Raw genomic sequence first — 16,395 nt, forward strand, 5'->3', positions numbered from 1 at the left:
TTGATCAAGCCGTTAGCACGGAACGAATCACGCCGACGATGGTTTCGATGTTTTCATCCGACAAATTCGGACAAATCGGCAGCGCCATGCAGTTCGCGGCCACCGATTCGGTCACCGGCAGCGACACATCGGCATAGGCTTCCTTGAAGACATTTTGCCGATGCAAGGGCACGGGATAATAGATCGCGCAGCCGATTTGCTTATCTTGCAAGGCTTTCAGAACGTCATCTCGCCGGTCGCATAATAACGTGTATTGATGATAGACATGCTCTCCTAAGCCGTCTTCGTAAGGCACGGTCAACGGCAAATCGGCCATTAATTTCGAATATAAGTGAGCGGCGCGGCGGCGGCCTTGATTATATTGTTCGATGCGTTTCAATTTGACACGCAGCACCACGGCCTGCATGTCGTCGAGCCGGCTGTTATAGCCGATCGCGTCGTGATAATAGCGCACATCGGAGCCGTGATTGCGCAGCATTTTGACTTTCGCGGCAGTCTCGTCCGAATTTGTCGTGACCAGGCCGCCGTCGCCGAACGCACCGAGATTCTTACTCGGAAAAAAGCTAAACCCGGCTGCATTACCGATACTGCCTGTTTGTTGACCGCCTATACGAGCACCGAACGATTGCGCACAATCTTCAATTAATTTCAGATGATGTTTGGCGCAAATTTCTTTGATTCTTGCCATATCGGCCGGCTGTCCGAACAAATGTACCGGCATCACTGCCTTGGTTTTCGGCGTAATCGCTTGCTCGATCGCTTCCGAGTCGATATTGAAGGTGCGAGGATCGATATCGACGAAGACCGGTTTTGCGCCGACATAGCAGATCGCCTCGGCCGTGGCAATGAATGTAAAAGCCGTTGTAATCACTTCATCGCCGGCGCCGATTCCTTCGGCGGCCAGAGCCAAATGCAGCGCATCGGTTCCTGAAGCCACACCGATGGCATGCTTGACCCCTAAATAATCGGCCGCTTCCTTCTCGAAGCCTTGAACATTAGGCCCCAATATGAAAGAACAATTTTCAATCGTTTGTGCAAGACCCTGCTCGATTTCATCTTTGATTTCGGCATATTGAGCTTGCAAATTTACCATAGGGATCATGTCGATTAACGCCTCTTTGTAGAACTATAGATTTTTTAAACTTGAATCGCTCAGGCCGAATAAACCGGACAAAATCTGCGCGCCCATCTTGCGTAACTATTCAGTCCCCCGGAAATTATCGTTCCCACGCTCTGCGTGGGAACGCCTGAGTACCGCTCCGGCGGTACGAGACGCTAGAGCGTCTCGGCCTTCATTCCCACGCCGGAGCGTCACTGCCATTAAGTTAAGGATTTTTCCGTTCGCCCTGAGCCTGTCGAAGGGTGAATGGAAAAATCCTGGGTCGATAAGTTAAGCCGTCCATGGTTCGACAGGCTCACCACGAACGGCTTAACTTAATGGCAGTGGCGCTCTGCGTGGGAACGATAGGGGGTGTGAATAATTACCATCTTGCTGTTATTTATTCAACGCCTTGGAAATTTCCAATGCTGTCGCCAACGCGCGTCTACCGGCCTCACCCGGTACCAGCGGGTTACTTCCTGTATGAATGCAATTGACGAAATGTTTGATTTCCTCAAGCAACGCATCGCCGTTTTCGAACACCGACTCTTCGGTTAATATTTCGGGAATACCGGGAAACATTTCTTTGGGGCCGGTTTTATGCTTGGTCAGCACTCGATTTTGGAAATCGACCGAGATATAAGAACTCGGTCTGAACATGCGCATTTTGCGCTCCATTTTCATACTAATTCGGCTGGCAGTGACATTCGCAACGCATCCCGTCTTGAATACCAGTCGGGCATTGGCGATATCGATATCGGAAGTCAAAACCGACGTACCGCTCGCGTCGATCCGCTCGACTTCGGAATCGACCAAGGCCAAAATGATATCGATGTCGTGAATCATTAAATCCAGCACGACGCTAACATCGTTGGCGCGCGGATTGAATGGAGACAAGCGGTGCGATTCAATAAAAAGCGGTTTTTCCTCCGCTTGCCCAAGACCTAGCACAGCCGGGTTAAAGCGCTCCAGGTGACCGACTTGCAAAATGACTTTGTTGCGCTCGGCAATGGCGATCAAGTCATCGGCTTCATCGACCGTCACGGTAATCGGCTTTTCGACCAGCACATGCGCGCCGGATTCGAGAAAATCTTTGGCAACCCGATGATGCAAGGTCGTCGGCACAACGATACTGACCGCATCAACCTGACCCAACAAAGACTGATATTCGGTCAAGGCCCTTGCACCATGTTTTTCAGCGACATTGCGCGCGGCCGTTTCGTTAATATCGACGACTGCCGTCAATTCGCAATCGGGCAGTGATGCATATTTCTCGGCATGAAACTTACCGAGATAACCGGTTCCAATAACCGCACATTTTAATTTTTTCATAGTGCCAACTAAAATTCTCGTCAGACAGCAACGCTACCGCATACTTCGCGTTCCTGTGAATTATGTAAATGATGCATTGTAGACTATTACGTTTAATCCATGAAATCAGCAATTCCCAGTTTGAGCAGTTTCGCCGATTTTAGGGTGTGGGGTATGCCTGTCGAGGAACGCCGTAAACCCATCCATGGGGGCTTGGCGGCAGCTCGAACGCCAAGGATGGCGTGAATGCAGATTTTGCAGGAGCAAAAATCTGCCCTGCTGCCGACATCCTCGCCAAGCATACCCCACACCCTTTTTGATCTCCAAATTGGGAATTGCTGCCATGAAATGGACTTTTACAAAGCGTCAAGCAATATGCTTCAGTCACAAGAGTCATCACGCACATCGACGTCCGACAACATTAAAACGGTCACATTGTGGTCATATCTGCGTTATATTGTAGCCATGGACCTGAAAATTAAGTTGGATCGCTAGTTTCCAGGAATTCTCGGACAAACCCTAAAACTTAGGAGTAACTTATGAGCACTGAAATTTCAACATCCGTCTCCGACCCCCTCGATGCCGAAGAATTAAGAAAAATCGATGCTTGGTGGCGCGCCTGCAATTATTTGTCGGTCGGCATGATTTATCTCCGAGCTAATCCTCTCCTGAAAGAACCCTTGTCGACCGAACATGTCAAACATCGTTTATTAGGCCACTGGGGAGCCAGTCCCGCGTTGTCGTTTGCCTGGGCGCATCTCAATCGTTTGATTAAACGTGACGAGCTCGATGTGATTTTTATCGCCGGTCCCGGTCATGGAGCCCCCGGCGTTTTAGGGCCGAGTTACTTGGAAGGCACCTATTCCGAAGTCTATCCCGATAAAAGCGAAGACACGGAAGGCATGCGTAAATTCTTCAAACAATTTTCATTCCCGGGCCAGATCGGCTCGCATGTCACGCCGGAAACGCCCGGTTCGATCCATGAAGGCGGCGAATTGGGCTACAGTCTCGCACATGCCTACGGCGCAGCATTCGACAATCCGGATTTGATCGTCGCCTGTGTGGTCGGAGACGGCGAGGCGGAAACAGGGCCATTGGCGACTGCTTGGCATTCGAATAAATTCTTGAATCCGATACGCGACGGCGCGGTCTTGCCCATTCTCAATCTGAATGGCTACAAAATCGCCAATCCGACAATTCTTGCCCGCATCAGTCACGAAGAACTGGAGGCCATGTTTATCGGTTATGGTTACCGGCCCTATTTCGTCGAAGGCAGCGATCCGGCAGAAATGCATCAAAAAATGGCTTCCGTTGTTGATGAAGCCATCGCCGAAATCAAAACCATTCAAAAGTCCGCCCGAGAAAGCGGAATCGCAGAGCGCCCGCGCTGGCCGATGATCGTGTTACGGTCTCCGAAAGGCTGGACCGGACCGAAAACAATCAACGGCCATCAATCCGAAGGCTCGTGGCGATCTCATCAAGTGCCCTTTGCCGACGCTGGCACCAGTTCGTCCGGCTTGCGCTTACTGGAGGAATGGCTGCAAAGCTATCGACCGGAAGAGCTATTCGACGACAACGGCCGCTTAGTGGCAGAACTCAGAGAACTTTCTCCACAAGGCCAGCGCCGAATGAGCGCCAATCTTCACGCCAACGGCGGCTTATTGCGCAAGGCGCTCAAATTACCCGATTTTCGAGACTATGCGGTCGAAGTCAACCGGCTCGGCCAAGCCGAACATGAAAACACCAAGCCGCTGGGCGAATTCTTAAGGGACGTTCTAAAAAACAACATGAACAATTTCCGGATTTTCGGTCCGGACGAAACCGCATCGAACCGCTTGCAAGCGGTCTATGGAGCGTCCAAAAAGACTTGGATGGCGGATTTTTTACCCGAAGACGAAGACGGCGGCGAATTGAGCCGGGACGGGCGCGTCATGGAAATGCTCTCCGAACATACCCTGGTCGGCTGGCTTGAAGGCTACTTGCTGACCGGCCGGCACGGTTTTTTCCATACCTACGAAGCCTTCGCCCACGTCGTCGATTCGATGTTCAACCAACATGCAAAATGGCTCGACACCAGTAAAAACCATGTGCCATGGCGAGCGAAAGTATCTTCGCAAAATATCTTGTTGTCCTCGACCGTCTGGCGTCAGGATCATAACGGCTTCTCGCACCAAGACCCCGGCTTTATCGATCTGGTCACGAACAAAAGCCCATCGGTGACCCGCGTCTATTTGCCGCCCGATGCGAACACCCTGCTTTCGGTTGCCGATCATTGCCTGCGTTCGACCGACTATATCAACGTCATAGTCGCGGACAAGCAAAAGCATCTTCAGTTTTTGACGATCGAAGAAGCGATTGTGCACTGCACCAAGGGTGTCGGACTTTGGGAACGCGCCAGTAACGACCAAGGTCAAGACCCGGACGTAGTCATGGCTTGCTGCGGCGATGTCGCAACCTTGGAAGCGCTGGCCGCAACGGCCATTCTGCGTGAGCATCTACCGGATTTGAAAGTCCGTTTTGTCAATGTGGTCGATTTATTCAAACTGCAACCGAACACCGAACATCCTCACGGTTTAAGTCATCGCGAATTCGATAGCCTATTTACGGTCGACAAACCGGTCATTTTCAATTTCCACGGCTATCCCTGGTTGATTCACAAATTGGCCTATCGCTTCAAGAATCATGAAAATCTGCATGTGCGGGGCTATAAAGAACGCGGCAATATCAATACACCCATGGAGCTTGCGATTCTGAACGAAGTCGATCGCTTCAATCTAGTCATCGATGTCATCGACCGGGTTCCGAAATTGCAAATCAGGGCGGCCCATCTCAAGGAGCTCATGAAAAACGAAATCATCGAGAATCTTCGTTATGCGCATCAACACGGCACCGATAAACCCGAAATCACCGGTTGGCAATGGCCGTTTTAACAGTAATCCTGAAAAGAGCAGTTGGCCTATGTTGTAGACCGTTCGTGCTGAGCCAAGTCGAAGCATGAAGGGTCTACAATACTTTCACCGGACTGGTGAAGCCTCAAACTACCGTTCACCCTTCGACAAGGCTCTCCTGAGCGTAGCCGAAGGGGCTCTCAACAGCTCTTTTTAGGGTAATGACAAACCTGATTAGCAAGATGCTTCAGCTTGCTGAAGCCAATTGTCCGAGCAGAGGCATAAGTATCTACACAATTTTTCTGCGGGACGGGTTATTTAACCCGTCCCCAACGTTTCGGTTTGCCCTAAACATTTCGGCTAACTTCGGCCAAAGTCAAAACGTTTAGGACGGGATTACAAACCCCGTCCTGCTAGGGATATGCTGGTTTTTGGGCTTTAGCTGAAGAAACTTGCTAATCAGATTTTTATTTGTAAAACGGCGTTTACCAAAATCATTTTAAGGATATGACAATACCAAACGGCAATATTCTCGTTATCAACAGCGGCAGTTCCTCAATTAAGTATCGATTGATTGCTCTGCCGCAAGAGCAGGTACTGGCAGACGGCTTGCTGGAACGCATCGGAGACCAGAAAAGCAGGATCATTCATAGAGCCGACGATTCGGGTCGTTTATATGAAATCAAGCAGTCGGTCGCCGCTGCCGATCATCACCAAGCCTTCAAGGCAGTCTTCGAGATTTTGGGCGAAAATTGCCCGGTCGATGCAATAGGCCACCGCGTCGTACATGGCGGTGACCGGTTCTCCGGCCCTGCCTTGGTCGATGACGATACGATAGCGTCGATGCGCGCGCTCTGCCGAATAGCGCCGCTGCACAATCCGGTAAACTTGCTTGGCATCGAGAGCTGCTTGGCTCATTTCCCGGGAGTACCTCAGGTGGCGGTATTCGATACGGCATTTCACCAAACGATGCCGCCCCACGCCTATCGTTATGCGATTCCGGAAACTTGGTATAGCGATTACGGCATACGCCGATTCGGTTTTCACGGCACCTCTCATCATTATGTGGCGAGACGGGCCGCCGAATTTATCGGGAAACCTTTCGATCGCAGCCATCTGATTACTTTGCATTTGGGCAATGGCGCGAGCGCAACGGCGATTGCAAACGGCCGTTCCATCGATACATCGATGGGATTTACGCCCTTGGAAGGTCTTGTGATGGGCACGCGTAGCGGCGATTTGGACCCGGCAATACCGCTATTTGTCGAACAAACCGAAAATACCGACACGAACGTAATCGACCGGGCATTGAACCGCGAATCCGGATTAAAAGGCTTATGTGGTACCAGCGACTTAAGAACCGTGCTCGAACAAACAAATGCAGGCGATGAACGAGCCCGCTTGGCTCTCGATCTGTATTGCTATCGAATCAAGAAATATATCGGCGCTTACTACGCGGTACTCGGCGAAGTCGACGCTCTGGTTTTTACCGGCGGCGTCGGCGAAAACGCGGCCGAAGTGCGCCGTTTAGCCTGCGAAGGCCTGTCGCGTCTCGGCATCACTATTGATGAAGCGGCCAATAGCGACGTGACCGGAGCTATCGCCGAAATCGGACATCCCGAAAGTCGAACCCGTATTCTAGTCATTAAAACTGACGAAGAATTGCAAATTGCCCGGGAAACCATGGTTGTACTTGATAAAGATCACGCATGAAAATATTTAGACTGAACGGTTTACCGGGCACCCAACACCATGGAAAAATTCTTCAACACGTTAGGTCCCATAAAAGCGGCCATGCATTATTATATTCCGCCGCTGGATCGCATCGATTGACCTAAAATTCAACACATAGCTTACGTAGGATGGGTAGAGGCGGAAGCCGAAACCCATCGTTTCAACCCCACCACCGAATCTCTCGCCGAACGGATTTTTAAATCCAGCCGCAATAGTTTCCTGCCGTTTGCGGGGTCTCCATGATGGGTTTCCGCTTCGCTCCTACCCATCCTACTGCCTCTTTCATCTTTCCCCTTTCTTCTTTCCTCTTTAACCTAAATCAAACATCTCCCCATAACCCTCCCGATAAGTCGGGTATTTAAACCGAAACCCCAAGGTCTTCAAGCGACTATTCCGACATCGTTTATTTTGATCTGGAACATTATCGGCAGGTTTTGCGATCGGCGGTTGGCTGTTCATTTGTTGAGCGAGCCATGAAATCACGTCCCACATCGGCGCGGGATTGTCGTCGCTGGCCAAATAAAAATTGTCCAGATGCCCTCCTTCGATATGCTTTTTCATTAAAAAAGCCAACACAGCCGCGCAATCATCTTGGTGAATTCGGTTCGTGTAATAAGGCGGGTCGACTTGAATGGCGGCTTGCCGCGACGCCATTTGTAAAAGGCGCTCTCTACCCGGGCCGTAAATACCGGAAAACCGAACGACGACCGCGCCGGGATCATGCTCCAACAGCTTTTGCTCGGCCTTACGGATGATTTGCCCGGTTACGGTATTCGGTTGGGCATCCGAAGATTCATCCACCCATTCACCCGCTGTTTGCCCGTAAACGCCGGTGGATGAAACAAAAAACCATTGCGGCATGCGGCCGTCGGCTTTAAATCGTTGTATCAGATTGTTCAATGCCGTATCGAAAACGGCACGATAGGCTTCGGCATCGCGTCCGCCGGGCGTTGGTAAGTAGAGCACTTGGTCAAAATCGCAATCGATCCGTTCGAGATCCTCAGGCCGTGTCAGGTCGGCTTTGATAAAACGCGTTCCGCCATCATTCCTCATAGGCGGATTTCTTTTAAGGCCGAAAACCTGATAATGATTGCTATAGAGGATCGAGGCGAGCCTAGCGCCGATGTCGCCGTAACCGGCAATCAGTAATTTTGTCATCGCTTTAAGTAGATTTGTTACTTCGAAATGAATGTAAAAAAAGCCAAAGCCGGTAGAAAAGCATAATTGCTATCATTGCCAACCCGCCGAATAAAAAATCCTGATGTTTTTGAGCTAACTGGCGGATTTGCTCAATCATGGCCATATCCGTTTCACGATAGAGGATAAAACTGCCCAACCCCAAAACGAACAAGCCGAAGGCCGGTTTTAGATATCGACTGTCGATTTTGCTGGAAGCAAAACTTCCGATTAAGCTACCGAGTATTGCAAAACCTGCGACCAAAGCTGTTAATTCTATATCGATATGCATGTGATCGGCATGACCTGCCAACGCGGCGCCGGCTTGCAGCACGATGATGAACAAAGAAGTACCGATAGCGGCGTGCATCGGCAGACCTGCCAAAAAATTCAGCGCCGGAACCAGCAAAAAGCCGCCGCCGACACCGACCAAGCCGGTCACGAACCCAACCAAAAAACCGTCGAACAAAATCGCCATGACCGGCAAATGAATCTTACAAAGATTTTTCGAAGTATCGGTCTCCTCTACGGCGACTTCAGACACCCCCCGTTTTCCCCTTAACATTGAAAACGAAGCCATAATCATCACGACAGCAAACAGCACCAATAAAATCGGACCGGGAATAAAAGCGGAACTGCGCCCGCCCAAAAAAGCGCCGGCCATACCGGCCGCACCGAACGTGAAACCGGTTTTCCAGCACACGAAGCCATGCCTCGCATGATTGATTACTGCAATGATGCTGGTCAAACCGACCACGACCAAAGAAGTGACGATCGCATCTTTAGCCGATAAATCGACTACATAAACCAGCACCGGTACGGTTAGAATCGAACCGCCGCCGCCCAACAAACCGAGCAGAATGCCGATCAGTGTCGCCAGCGCGATCAACAAGTACATGATTACCCCTGCCGAATCAAAGTATCCCGGCCCGGTTGACCGCAGGCTTGATTGGCCGGCAGCGCTTCATCGATATACTTAGGGTATGGCAAATCCAGATTATGCATGATAGTGATAAATTCGGCCTTGCTTTTACCTGCGCCGAGCCGAGCATTCGAATCGATCTCCTGGCGTATCGTCGAAACGGTTTTACGGTTGTAATCATGAGCGGGAAATACCAGCGTGTCGGGCGGCAGCGAAAACAGTTTTTTAGTAATACTGTCGTACAGGGTCCCGGCATCGCCTTCCTGAAAATCCGTGCGCCCGCAGCCGTTGATAAGCAAGGCATCGCCGGTAAAGACCCGGTCGCCGATCACATAACTGACGCAACCGGAAGTATGGCCGGGCGTATGTAGGACCTTGATTTCGATGTCGCCGACCTGCAGTTCCACACCGTCGGTAACGAGCAAATCGGCGCATATTGCTCCGGCATCGCGATGCACGATGCTTTTGCTGCCCAGCCTGTCTCTCAACAAGCCGGCCGCGGTAATATGATCGGCATGAACGTGCGTTTCCAGGGTATTGATCAGCGTCAAATCCAAATCGTCCAATAATTCCATATACATATCGGCTTCGCTTTCGACCGAATCGATAATAATGGCTTTTCGGGTACGTTCGCAACCCAGCAGATAGCTGTAGGTAAAGGTATCGGGTTCAAAAAGTTGTCTAAAAATCATGGCGAGTCTCCGAAGCAATGAGTCAGTCTATAATTAAATGCTAATATTGATTGTACGGAATGCGCTATCGAAAGTGAAGCATTGTTAACTCTAGAAAAAGCATTTCACCATGAAGATCATGAAGAATAATAAGTTAATTCAATAGCTTGTCATGCCTTTGCAAAACATTTTTGCACTCCTTAAAGGTTACTCGAAGTCTATAGATAACCTATTGAAATATACCCATCGTAGATCAAAATTCGGCACCGGGGTGCCCGTCAAAGGACGCCGTGAATACGTCTATGTAGGCTCTATGCCAGCATCCATGCTGGCAAAGCCTTTGCCGAGCACCCCGGCGCCTCCTTAAGCATCGCCGAAATTTGAAGTGCGAAAGGTATACATCGCCGCCGACACCTGTCAAACGAGCCGAACCCTCCGTAAAATAGGACAGTTATTTATGACCAAATCCAAAGTTAAGCAATAGATGCGTGGATACCATCAATGTTCAATAAAATGAGCCAGCGCTAAATCGATGAAACGTGAATATTACCGAGCGCAGAAAACCTATTTACATCAATGCGACCGGAATTTTATTTATCATATCCCTAAAATAGAGCACGATAACTATTAACGCACAATTTTAGTGCAAATAATTAGCCATTTTATTTGTTCGGTTGCAGGCATGAATACTGCTTAGTAGATTATACCCATCGTGGATCAAAATTCGGCACCGGGGAGCCCGTCAAAGGACGCCGTGAATACCTCCATGTAGGCTCTATGCCAGCATCCATGCTGGCAAAGCTTTTGCCGAGCACCCCGGCACCTCCTTAAGCTTTGCCAAAATTTGAAGTACGAAAGGTATATGAGCAACAATTATTTTTTAAACTTGCTTAAAATCGGAACCGCGCATTACGAAGCGCCGAAAGATAGTTAAGCGAATATAGGTGAAAGCGTGGCGAAATCTCAACCCATCATTCAAGAATTCCCTTTTTGGTTCACGCAACGCGCGGAATCACGACTGACATTTCTTTACGGCGAGGAACTAACGAAAGACTTGATGAACCGCTTACTCGACCGCATGCAACGTTTTTCGGTCCCGAAAGTCAAACTTCTCTCCGAATATTGGAACGAGCAGGATGTCATTCTGATCGCCTACGGCGATAACATCCGGCAAACCGACGCCAAGCCTTTAGCGACGCTCTACGAATTTTCATTGCTCCATCTAAAAGATTGCATCAATAGCATTCATGTTTTGCCTTATTTTCCGTTCAGTTCCGATGATGGCTTTGCAGTGATCGACTACAAAACCGTCGATCCGCAATTAGGCGACTGGCGAGACATCGAGCGTCTTGCGCAAGACTTTAGCTTGATGACCGACTTGGTGATCAATCACGTTTCCCGCGAAAATCTTTGGTTTATCGATTATCTGAGTCATAAAAAACCGGCCTGCGATTATTTTATCGAAATGCCGGGAAATACCGATGTTAGCTCGGTCGTACGTCCGCGCAGCACGCCGGTGTTAGTACCGGCACATACCCACCAAGGCGTACGCCATGTCTGGGCGACATTCGGCGAAGACCAGATCGACGTCAACTTCGCTAATCCCGACGTGTTGTTCGAGTTTATCGACATTTTGCTGCTATATATCGAAAAAGGTTCTCGGTTTATTCGACTGGATGCGGTCGCATTTCTGTGGAAAAAATTGGACACCCGCTGTATCAACTTGCGCGAAACGCACGAAGTCGTCAAGTTATTACGCGATATCGTCGATTTAATTGCACCAGGTACGGTACTGATCACCGAAACTAATGTACCGAACGGCGAAAACCTAAGCTATTTCGGTAACAGCGACGAAGCGCACATGGTCTATCAATTCACGCTACCACCCCTGCTCTTACATGCAATGTATCACGGTAACTCGCATTACTTGACCCGTTGGGCTAAGGACATGCCCCGTCCGCAAAAAAATTGCACCTATTTGAATTTTATCGCATCTCACGATGGGATCGGTTTGCGTCCGGCAGAAGGCATATTGCCCGAACAGGAAGTCACGGCATTGGTCGATGCGATGCACGAATACGGCGGCTATGTCAGCACGCGCACCGGTTTGGACGGGCGCCCCGCACCTTACGAAATCAATATCGCGTTATTCGACGCCCTTAAAGGTACGTCTTTGGGCCTCGATCAATGGCAGATTCAACGATTTATTTGCGCGCATACCATCATGATATCGTTGCAAGGGATTCCGGCAATTTACATCAATAGCCTGATCGCAACAGCAAACGATTACCATGGCGTCGAGCAATCGGGTAAAACGCGATCGATCAACCGCCATAAATGGGAATATAACGAATTGATGGACTTGCTGAACAATCCTCACAGCCCAAATGCGATTATATTTCATGAGCTTAAACGGTTACTAGGCATTCGGAGAAGGCAAGCCGCCTTTCATCCGGACTCGGCTCAGGAAACGCTAAGCGCCAACCCAGCCTTGTTCTCATTTTGGCGCACTAGCACGGACCATCGACAACGCGTTCTGGTCGTCAGCAATATTACGCCGCAACGACAAACCATGACTTTGCCGAATCATCCCCGCCCCGAAGGGTCGGGATTGTGGAGGGATTTAATCGAGCGCACAGCAATCAACAAGAACACGACCGAGTTGATTCTGTATCCCTACCAAACCGCCTGGCTCGAAGCCTTGGATTAGCATACTTCGCGAGAAGTTGTTTCGAACCCGAACCGAAAAACCTATAATGTCGAGAATAAACCGTTTTTAACGCCGACCTGCTAACCGGCAAATCCTATAAAATTCATGCTAATAACAACTGAAGTCATCGGTTATATTGCCGCGACACTCACGACCCTGTCTTTTTTACCTCAGGCACTATTGACGCTCAAAACGCGCAATACCGAATCGCTATCATTAAGTATGTATAGCCTGTTTACGACCGGCGTTTTACTTTGGCTTATCTATGGGGTGTCGATTTCAGACAAGGCTATTATCTTCGCTAATTCAATAACATTTTTATTGGCTTTATCGATACTGTCTTTCAAAATCTACAATACATTACGCGACAGACAGTAGCTTACGGGTTTTAACCCTACTCAAATGGAGATCGAACGAATATGACCAAGAATGTAACCCTAACCCGGTTCATCATCGAGCAACAACGCGAATTTCCTGGCGTTTCAGGAACTTTTACATTATTACTGAACGACATCGTCAAAGCTTGCAAACAGATATCGCACATGGTTAATCGAGGAGACTTAATCGGCGTTCTGGGCAGCGCGGGTTCGGAAAACGTTCAGGGTGAAGTACAGAAAAAACTGGACATCATCACCAACGACATCATGGTGGATTCGCTGATTTGGACGGGACACTTATCAGGCATGGCTTCAGAGGAAGTCGACGACATAATCCAAATTCCCGATCATTATCCGCGCGGTAAATACCTAGCGCTATTCGATCCACTGGACGGCTCTTCCAACATCGACGTAAATTTGACCGTTGGAACCATTTTTTCCATTTTGCGCTATAACGGAAGCGGCCAACCGCAATTGGAAGACTTTTTACAAAAAGGCAGTGAGCAAATCTGCGCCGGTTTCGTCCTTTATGGGCCATCGACGATGATGATCTTGACGACCGGTCATGGCGTCAACGGCTTTACGCTGGACCAGGACATCGGCGAGTTCATTCTGACGCATCCCAATATGACCATTCCAAGCGAAACCTCCGAATTCGCAATCAATATGTCGAACCAACAGTTTTGGGAAGCGCCGGTCAAACGTTATATCGACGAATGCGTGGCGGGCGAACAAGGCCCGCGCGGCAAAAACTTCAACATGCGCTGGGTGGCATCCTTGGTGGCCGAGGTTTTCCGGATTTTGACCCGCGGCGGTGTATTTTTATATCCCTATGATTTGCGCGATCCGGCTAAGCCTTGTAAATTGCGTCTGATGTATGAAGCGAATCCGGTCGCCTTTATCGTCGAACAAGCCGGCGGCGCCTGTTCAACAGGCCGGGAGCGCATGCTCGGTGTTCAACCGAAGGGCCTGCATCAACGCGTTCCGTTAATTCTGGGTTCGAAAAGCGAAGTTGACCGGATTATCGAGTATCATCAGTCGTAGGATGCCACTGCGCATCCTACTTGGGCGCTTAATCCGCGCGAAACGTTTTGCACACAGTACGCGAAGTATACTCATCGTAGATCGAAATTCGGCACCGGGGTGTCCGTCAAAGGAAGCCGTGAATACGTCCATGTAGGCTCTATGCCAGCTCCATGCTGGCAAAGCCTTTGCGAGCGCCATGGATGGCGTGAATGTCGATTTTGCATTACGCCACGGATGGCGTGTATTAGGGCAATGCAGGAGCAATTGCCGAGGAGCAAAAATCGACCGAGCACCCCGGCGCCTCCTCGGGCACTGCCGAAATTTGAAGTGCGAAAGGTATATCTTCCACCAAACTTAAATTCAGGGGTAACTCATGTTAGAAGCACAGCAAAAAGCACCGGATTTCCAATCGGTTAATCAGTACGATCAGCCTGTCAGCCTGTCCGATTATCTCGGCAAAAAGAACGTGGTCCTTTATTTTTATCCAAAGGACGACACGCCCGGCTGCACGATAGAAGCCAATGAATTTACTCAAAAGGCATCGGAATTCGCCGAATACGATACTGTCGTCATCGGCGTCAGCAAGGATAACTGCGAAAGCCATCGAGCATTTATCGACAAATTCGGTCTCAAGGTCGATTTACTGGCCGACACCAGCGGAGAACTCTGCGAAAGTTACGGCGTCTGGCGCGAGAGAGAAAAAAACGGCGTCAAGAGCATGGCGATATTCAGATCGACGTTTATTATCGATAAACAAGGCAATTTGGCCGATGTTGAATACGGAGTCAACCCCGAAGGCCATGCACAAGCGGTGCTGGAGAAAGTTAAAGAGCTTTAACCCAAGAAAAAGCGCTTCTGCGAGACGGGTTATTTAACCCGTCTCCAATGTTTCGATTTGCCCTAAATATTTCGGCCATGGTCTAAACGTTTAGGATTATTCATATCCAAGACATGGATACGATGCCATGCATTGCCATCCCTGACCCTGGTTTCCGCCACAAATCCGTATGGAGCGGATTTGCATTTACCCGAAGGGCTCCGGGCAGGATAGTCCGGAGTGAATCCATGGCGGAATGACGCGTTTTTTCCTTGAGTTGGCGCCCCTCTTTCCTCTTTCCTCTTTCCTCTTTCCTCTTGAACCTTGAACCTTGAACCTTGAACCTTGAACCTTGAACCTTGAACCTTGAACCTTGAACCTTAATCCTTTCCCCTCACCCCAATAAAACGCGCCAAACGCGCCATCGCTTCGCCCATTCTTTCAATCGACGTAGTATAAGCAAAGCGTATGAAACGCTCGGCTTGGTTAACACCAAAATCCTTGCCTGGCGTCACCGCGACGCCTTCGGCTTCGAGTAAATCCAACGCGAAACGGTAACTGTCGTCGGTAAAACGCGAACAATCGGCATATATATAAAATGCGCCGTCCGGCTTGGCCGGGAGTTTAAATCCCAAATCGTGCAACTGTCCGTAGAGAAAATCTCTCCTTTTTTGAAACTCTAATCGGCGTTTTTCCAATTCTTCTATAGTCGCGGTATCAAATGCCGCCAATGCGGCATATTGAGAATGACTAGCCGTCGCGATAAAAATATTTTGCGCAAGCTTTTCGACAACCTCCGCATAAGCTTCGGGCACAATCAACCAACCGACCCGCCAACCGGTCATGCCGAAATATTTAGAAAAGCTGTTAATCACAAAAACATCCGCACTGTACTGCAATGCGCTGACGGCATCGTTTCCGTCGTAAACCAGACCGTGATAAATTTCATCGGAATAAAACACACCATTACGCTCACGAACCGTCTCGATGGCTTGCCGCAAAACATCCGGAGCAATCACGGTACCGGTCGGATTCGACGGCGAGGCAATAACCGCGCCTTTGCAGTCGCTCGACCAATATTTTTCGATCAACGCCGAATTTAATTGAAAATCGCTGCCCGCATCGACCGGAATCGTTTGCGCTCGACCTCCCAAAAACTTAACGAAATTGCTATTGCACGGATAACAAGGATCGGCCATCAGCACTTTTTCGCCGGCATTGAGACTCGCGCCCAATGCCAGCAAAAAGGCGCCCGACGCCCCCGGAGTTATAAAAATTCGCCCTTCATCGACAGCCACGCCGTAGCGATCGCAATAAAATTTTGCAATGCTTGTCCGAAGCTTTGAAAGTCCGGCCGCAGGCGTGTATTTGACATTCCCCGCCTCAAGATAAGCAATCGATGCATCGGTGATGGTTCGCGGCGTCAAAAAATCAGGCTCGCCAATCTCCATATGAATGACATCCCTACCTTGCTGCTCTAATTCCTTGGCTCGCTCTAAAATCGCCATGACATAAAAAGCGCTAATTGTTTCGGTTCGATCCGCCGGTCGTTGATTCATCTTTTCTTGGTTTATTACAAACCGGCAAATAATAGCAATAATTCTTGCCATGCGCTTCCCGTTCTGATAAAAATGCGCAGTTTTTTAATTGAATCTTCCCGGGAG

13 protein-coding genes are annotated in these 16,395 nt (G+C 49.5%); 7 read left to right on the forward strand and 6 right to left on the reverse strand.

The features are described 5' to 3' along the window. Window positions 1–4 precede the first annotated feature (4 nt). Together METBU_RS0107400 and METBU_RS0107405 are read right to left on the reverse strand one after the other, a co-directional pair. Window positions 5–1,102: a DegT/DnrJ/EryC1/StrS family aminotransferase gene (locus METBU_RS0107400; protein ID WP_017840007.1), complete on the reverse strand. Its 1,098-nt coding sequence runs from the start codon at window positions 1,100–1,102 to the stop codon at window positions 5–7. Between the two features lie 393 nt (window positions 1,103–1,495). Then, window positions 1,496–2,431, reverse strand: coding sequence for a Gfo/Idh/MocA family protein (locus METBU_RS0107405; protein WP_017840008.1), 936 nt, complete (start codon window positions 2,429–2,431; stop codon window positions 1,496–1,498). A gap of 99 nt (window positions 2,432–2,530) precedes the next feature. Between METBU_RS0107405 and METBU_RS28985 the strand changes: the two genes are divergently transcribed. The 3 genes from METBU_RS28985 to METBU_RS0107420 all read left to right on the forward strand — a co-directional run bounded on the left by METBU_RS28985 (window position 2,531) and on the right by METBU_RS0107420 (window position 7,011). Then, window positions 2,531–2,656, forward strand: coding sequence for a hypothetical protein (locus METBU_RS28985; RefSeq protein WP_268869769.1), 126 nt, complete (start codon window positions 2,531–2,533; stop codon window positions 2,654–2,656). A 293-nt stretch (window positions 2,657–2,949) separates the two neighbouring features. Next, a complete protein-coding gene (locus METBU_RS0107415) occupies window positions 2,950–5,340 on the forward strand; it encodes a phosphoketolase family protein (protein ID WP_017840010.1) in 2,391 nt (796 codons plus the stop codon). Window positions 5,341–5,805: 465 nt separating this feature from the next. Continuing rightward, the gene (locus METBU_RS0107420; protein ID WP_017840011.1) at window positions 5,806–7,011 is read left to right on the forward strand and encodes an acetate/propionate family kinase; all 1,206 of its coding nucleotides are present in this window, start codon (window positions 5,806–5,808) and stop codon (window positions 7,009–7,011) included. A 330-nt stretch (window positions 7,012–7,341) separates the two neighbouring features. On the opposite strand, the gene METBU_RS0107430 is transcribed toward METBU_RS0107420, so the two are convergent. Genes METBU_RS0107430 through METBU_RS0107440 form a run of 3 tightly spaced genes read right to left on the reverse strand, consistent with a single transcriptional unit; the run spans window position 7,342 to window position 9,822 of the window. Then, complete coding sequence (locus METBU_RS0107430; protein WP_017840012.1) at window positions 7,342–8,190, reverse strand: SDR family oxidoreductase; 849 nt, start codon at window positions 8,188–8,190, stop codon at window positions 7,342–7,344. 4 nt (window positions 8,191–8,194) lie between these two features. Continuing rightward, a complete protein-coding gene (locus METBU_RS0107435; protein ID WP_017840013.1) occupies window positions 8,195–9,106 on the reverse strand; it encodes a sulfite exporter TauE/SafE family protein in 912 nt (303 codons plus the stop codon). Window positions 9,107–9,108: 2 nt separating this feature from the next. Beyond that, window positions 9,109–9,822 carry an MBL fold metallo-hydrolase gene (locus METBU_RS0107440; RefSeq protein ID WP_017840014.1) on the reverse strand — a complete coding sequence of 238 codons (714 nt, stop codon included), beginning with the start codon at window positions 9,820–9,822 and terminating at the stop codon, window positions 9,109–9,111. 931 nt (window positions 9,823–10,753) lie between these two features. Between METBU_RS0107440 and METBU_RS0107445 the strand changes: the two genes are divergently transcribed. The 4 genes from METBU_RS0107445 to METBU_RS0107460 all read left to right on the forward strand — a co-directional run bounded on the left by METBU_RS0107445 (window position 10,754) and on the right by METBU_RS0107460 (window position 14,752). Continuing rightward, entirely contained in the window at window positions 10,754–12,511 is a 1,758-nt protein-coding gene (locus METBU_RS0107445) for a sugar phosphorylase (protein WP_017840015.1), read from the forward strand. A gap of 105 nt (window positions 12,512–12,616) precedes the next feature. Continuing rightward, a complete protein-coding gene (locus METBU_RS0107450) occupies window positions 12,617–12,889 on the forward strand; it encodes a SemiSWEET transporter (protein WP_017840016.1) in 273 nt (90 codons plus the stop codon). 41 nt (window positions 12,890–12,930) lie between these two features. Then, complete coding sequence (locus tag METBU_RS0107455) at window positions 12,931–13,932, forward strand: class 1 fructose-bisphosphatase (RefSeq protein WP_017840017.1); 1,002 nt, start codon at window positions 12,931–12,933, stop codon at window positions 13,930–13,932. Between the two features lie 355 nt (window positions 13,933–14,287). After that, a complete protein-coding gene (locus METBU_RS0107460; protein WP_017840018.1) occupies window positions 14,288–14,752 on the forward strand; it encodes a peroxiredoxin in 465 nt (154 codons plus the stop codon). 359 nt (window positions 14,753–15,111) lie between these two features. Here the strand turns inward: METBU_RS0107460 and METBU_RS0107465 are convergent, their stop codons facing one another. Then, entirely contained in the window at window positions 15,112–16,341 is a 1,230-nt protein-coding gene (locus METBU_RS0107465; protein ID WP_017840019.1) for an aminotransferase class I/II-fold pyridoxal phosphate-dependent enzyme, read from the reverse strand. Window positions 16,342–16,395 lie beyond the last annotated feature (54 nt).

The sequence above is a fragment of the Methylotuvimicrobium buryatense 5G genome, assembly GCF_000341735.1.
Lineage (GTDB): Bacteria > Pseudomonadota > Gammaproteobacteria > Methylococcales > Methylomonadaceae > Methylotuvimicrobium > Methylotuvimicrobium buryatense.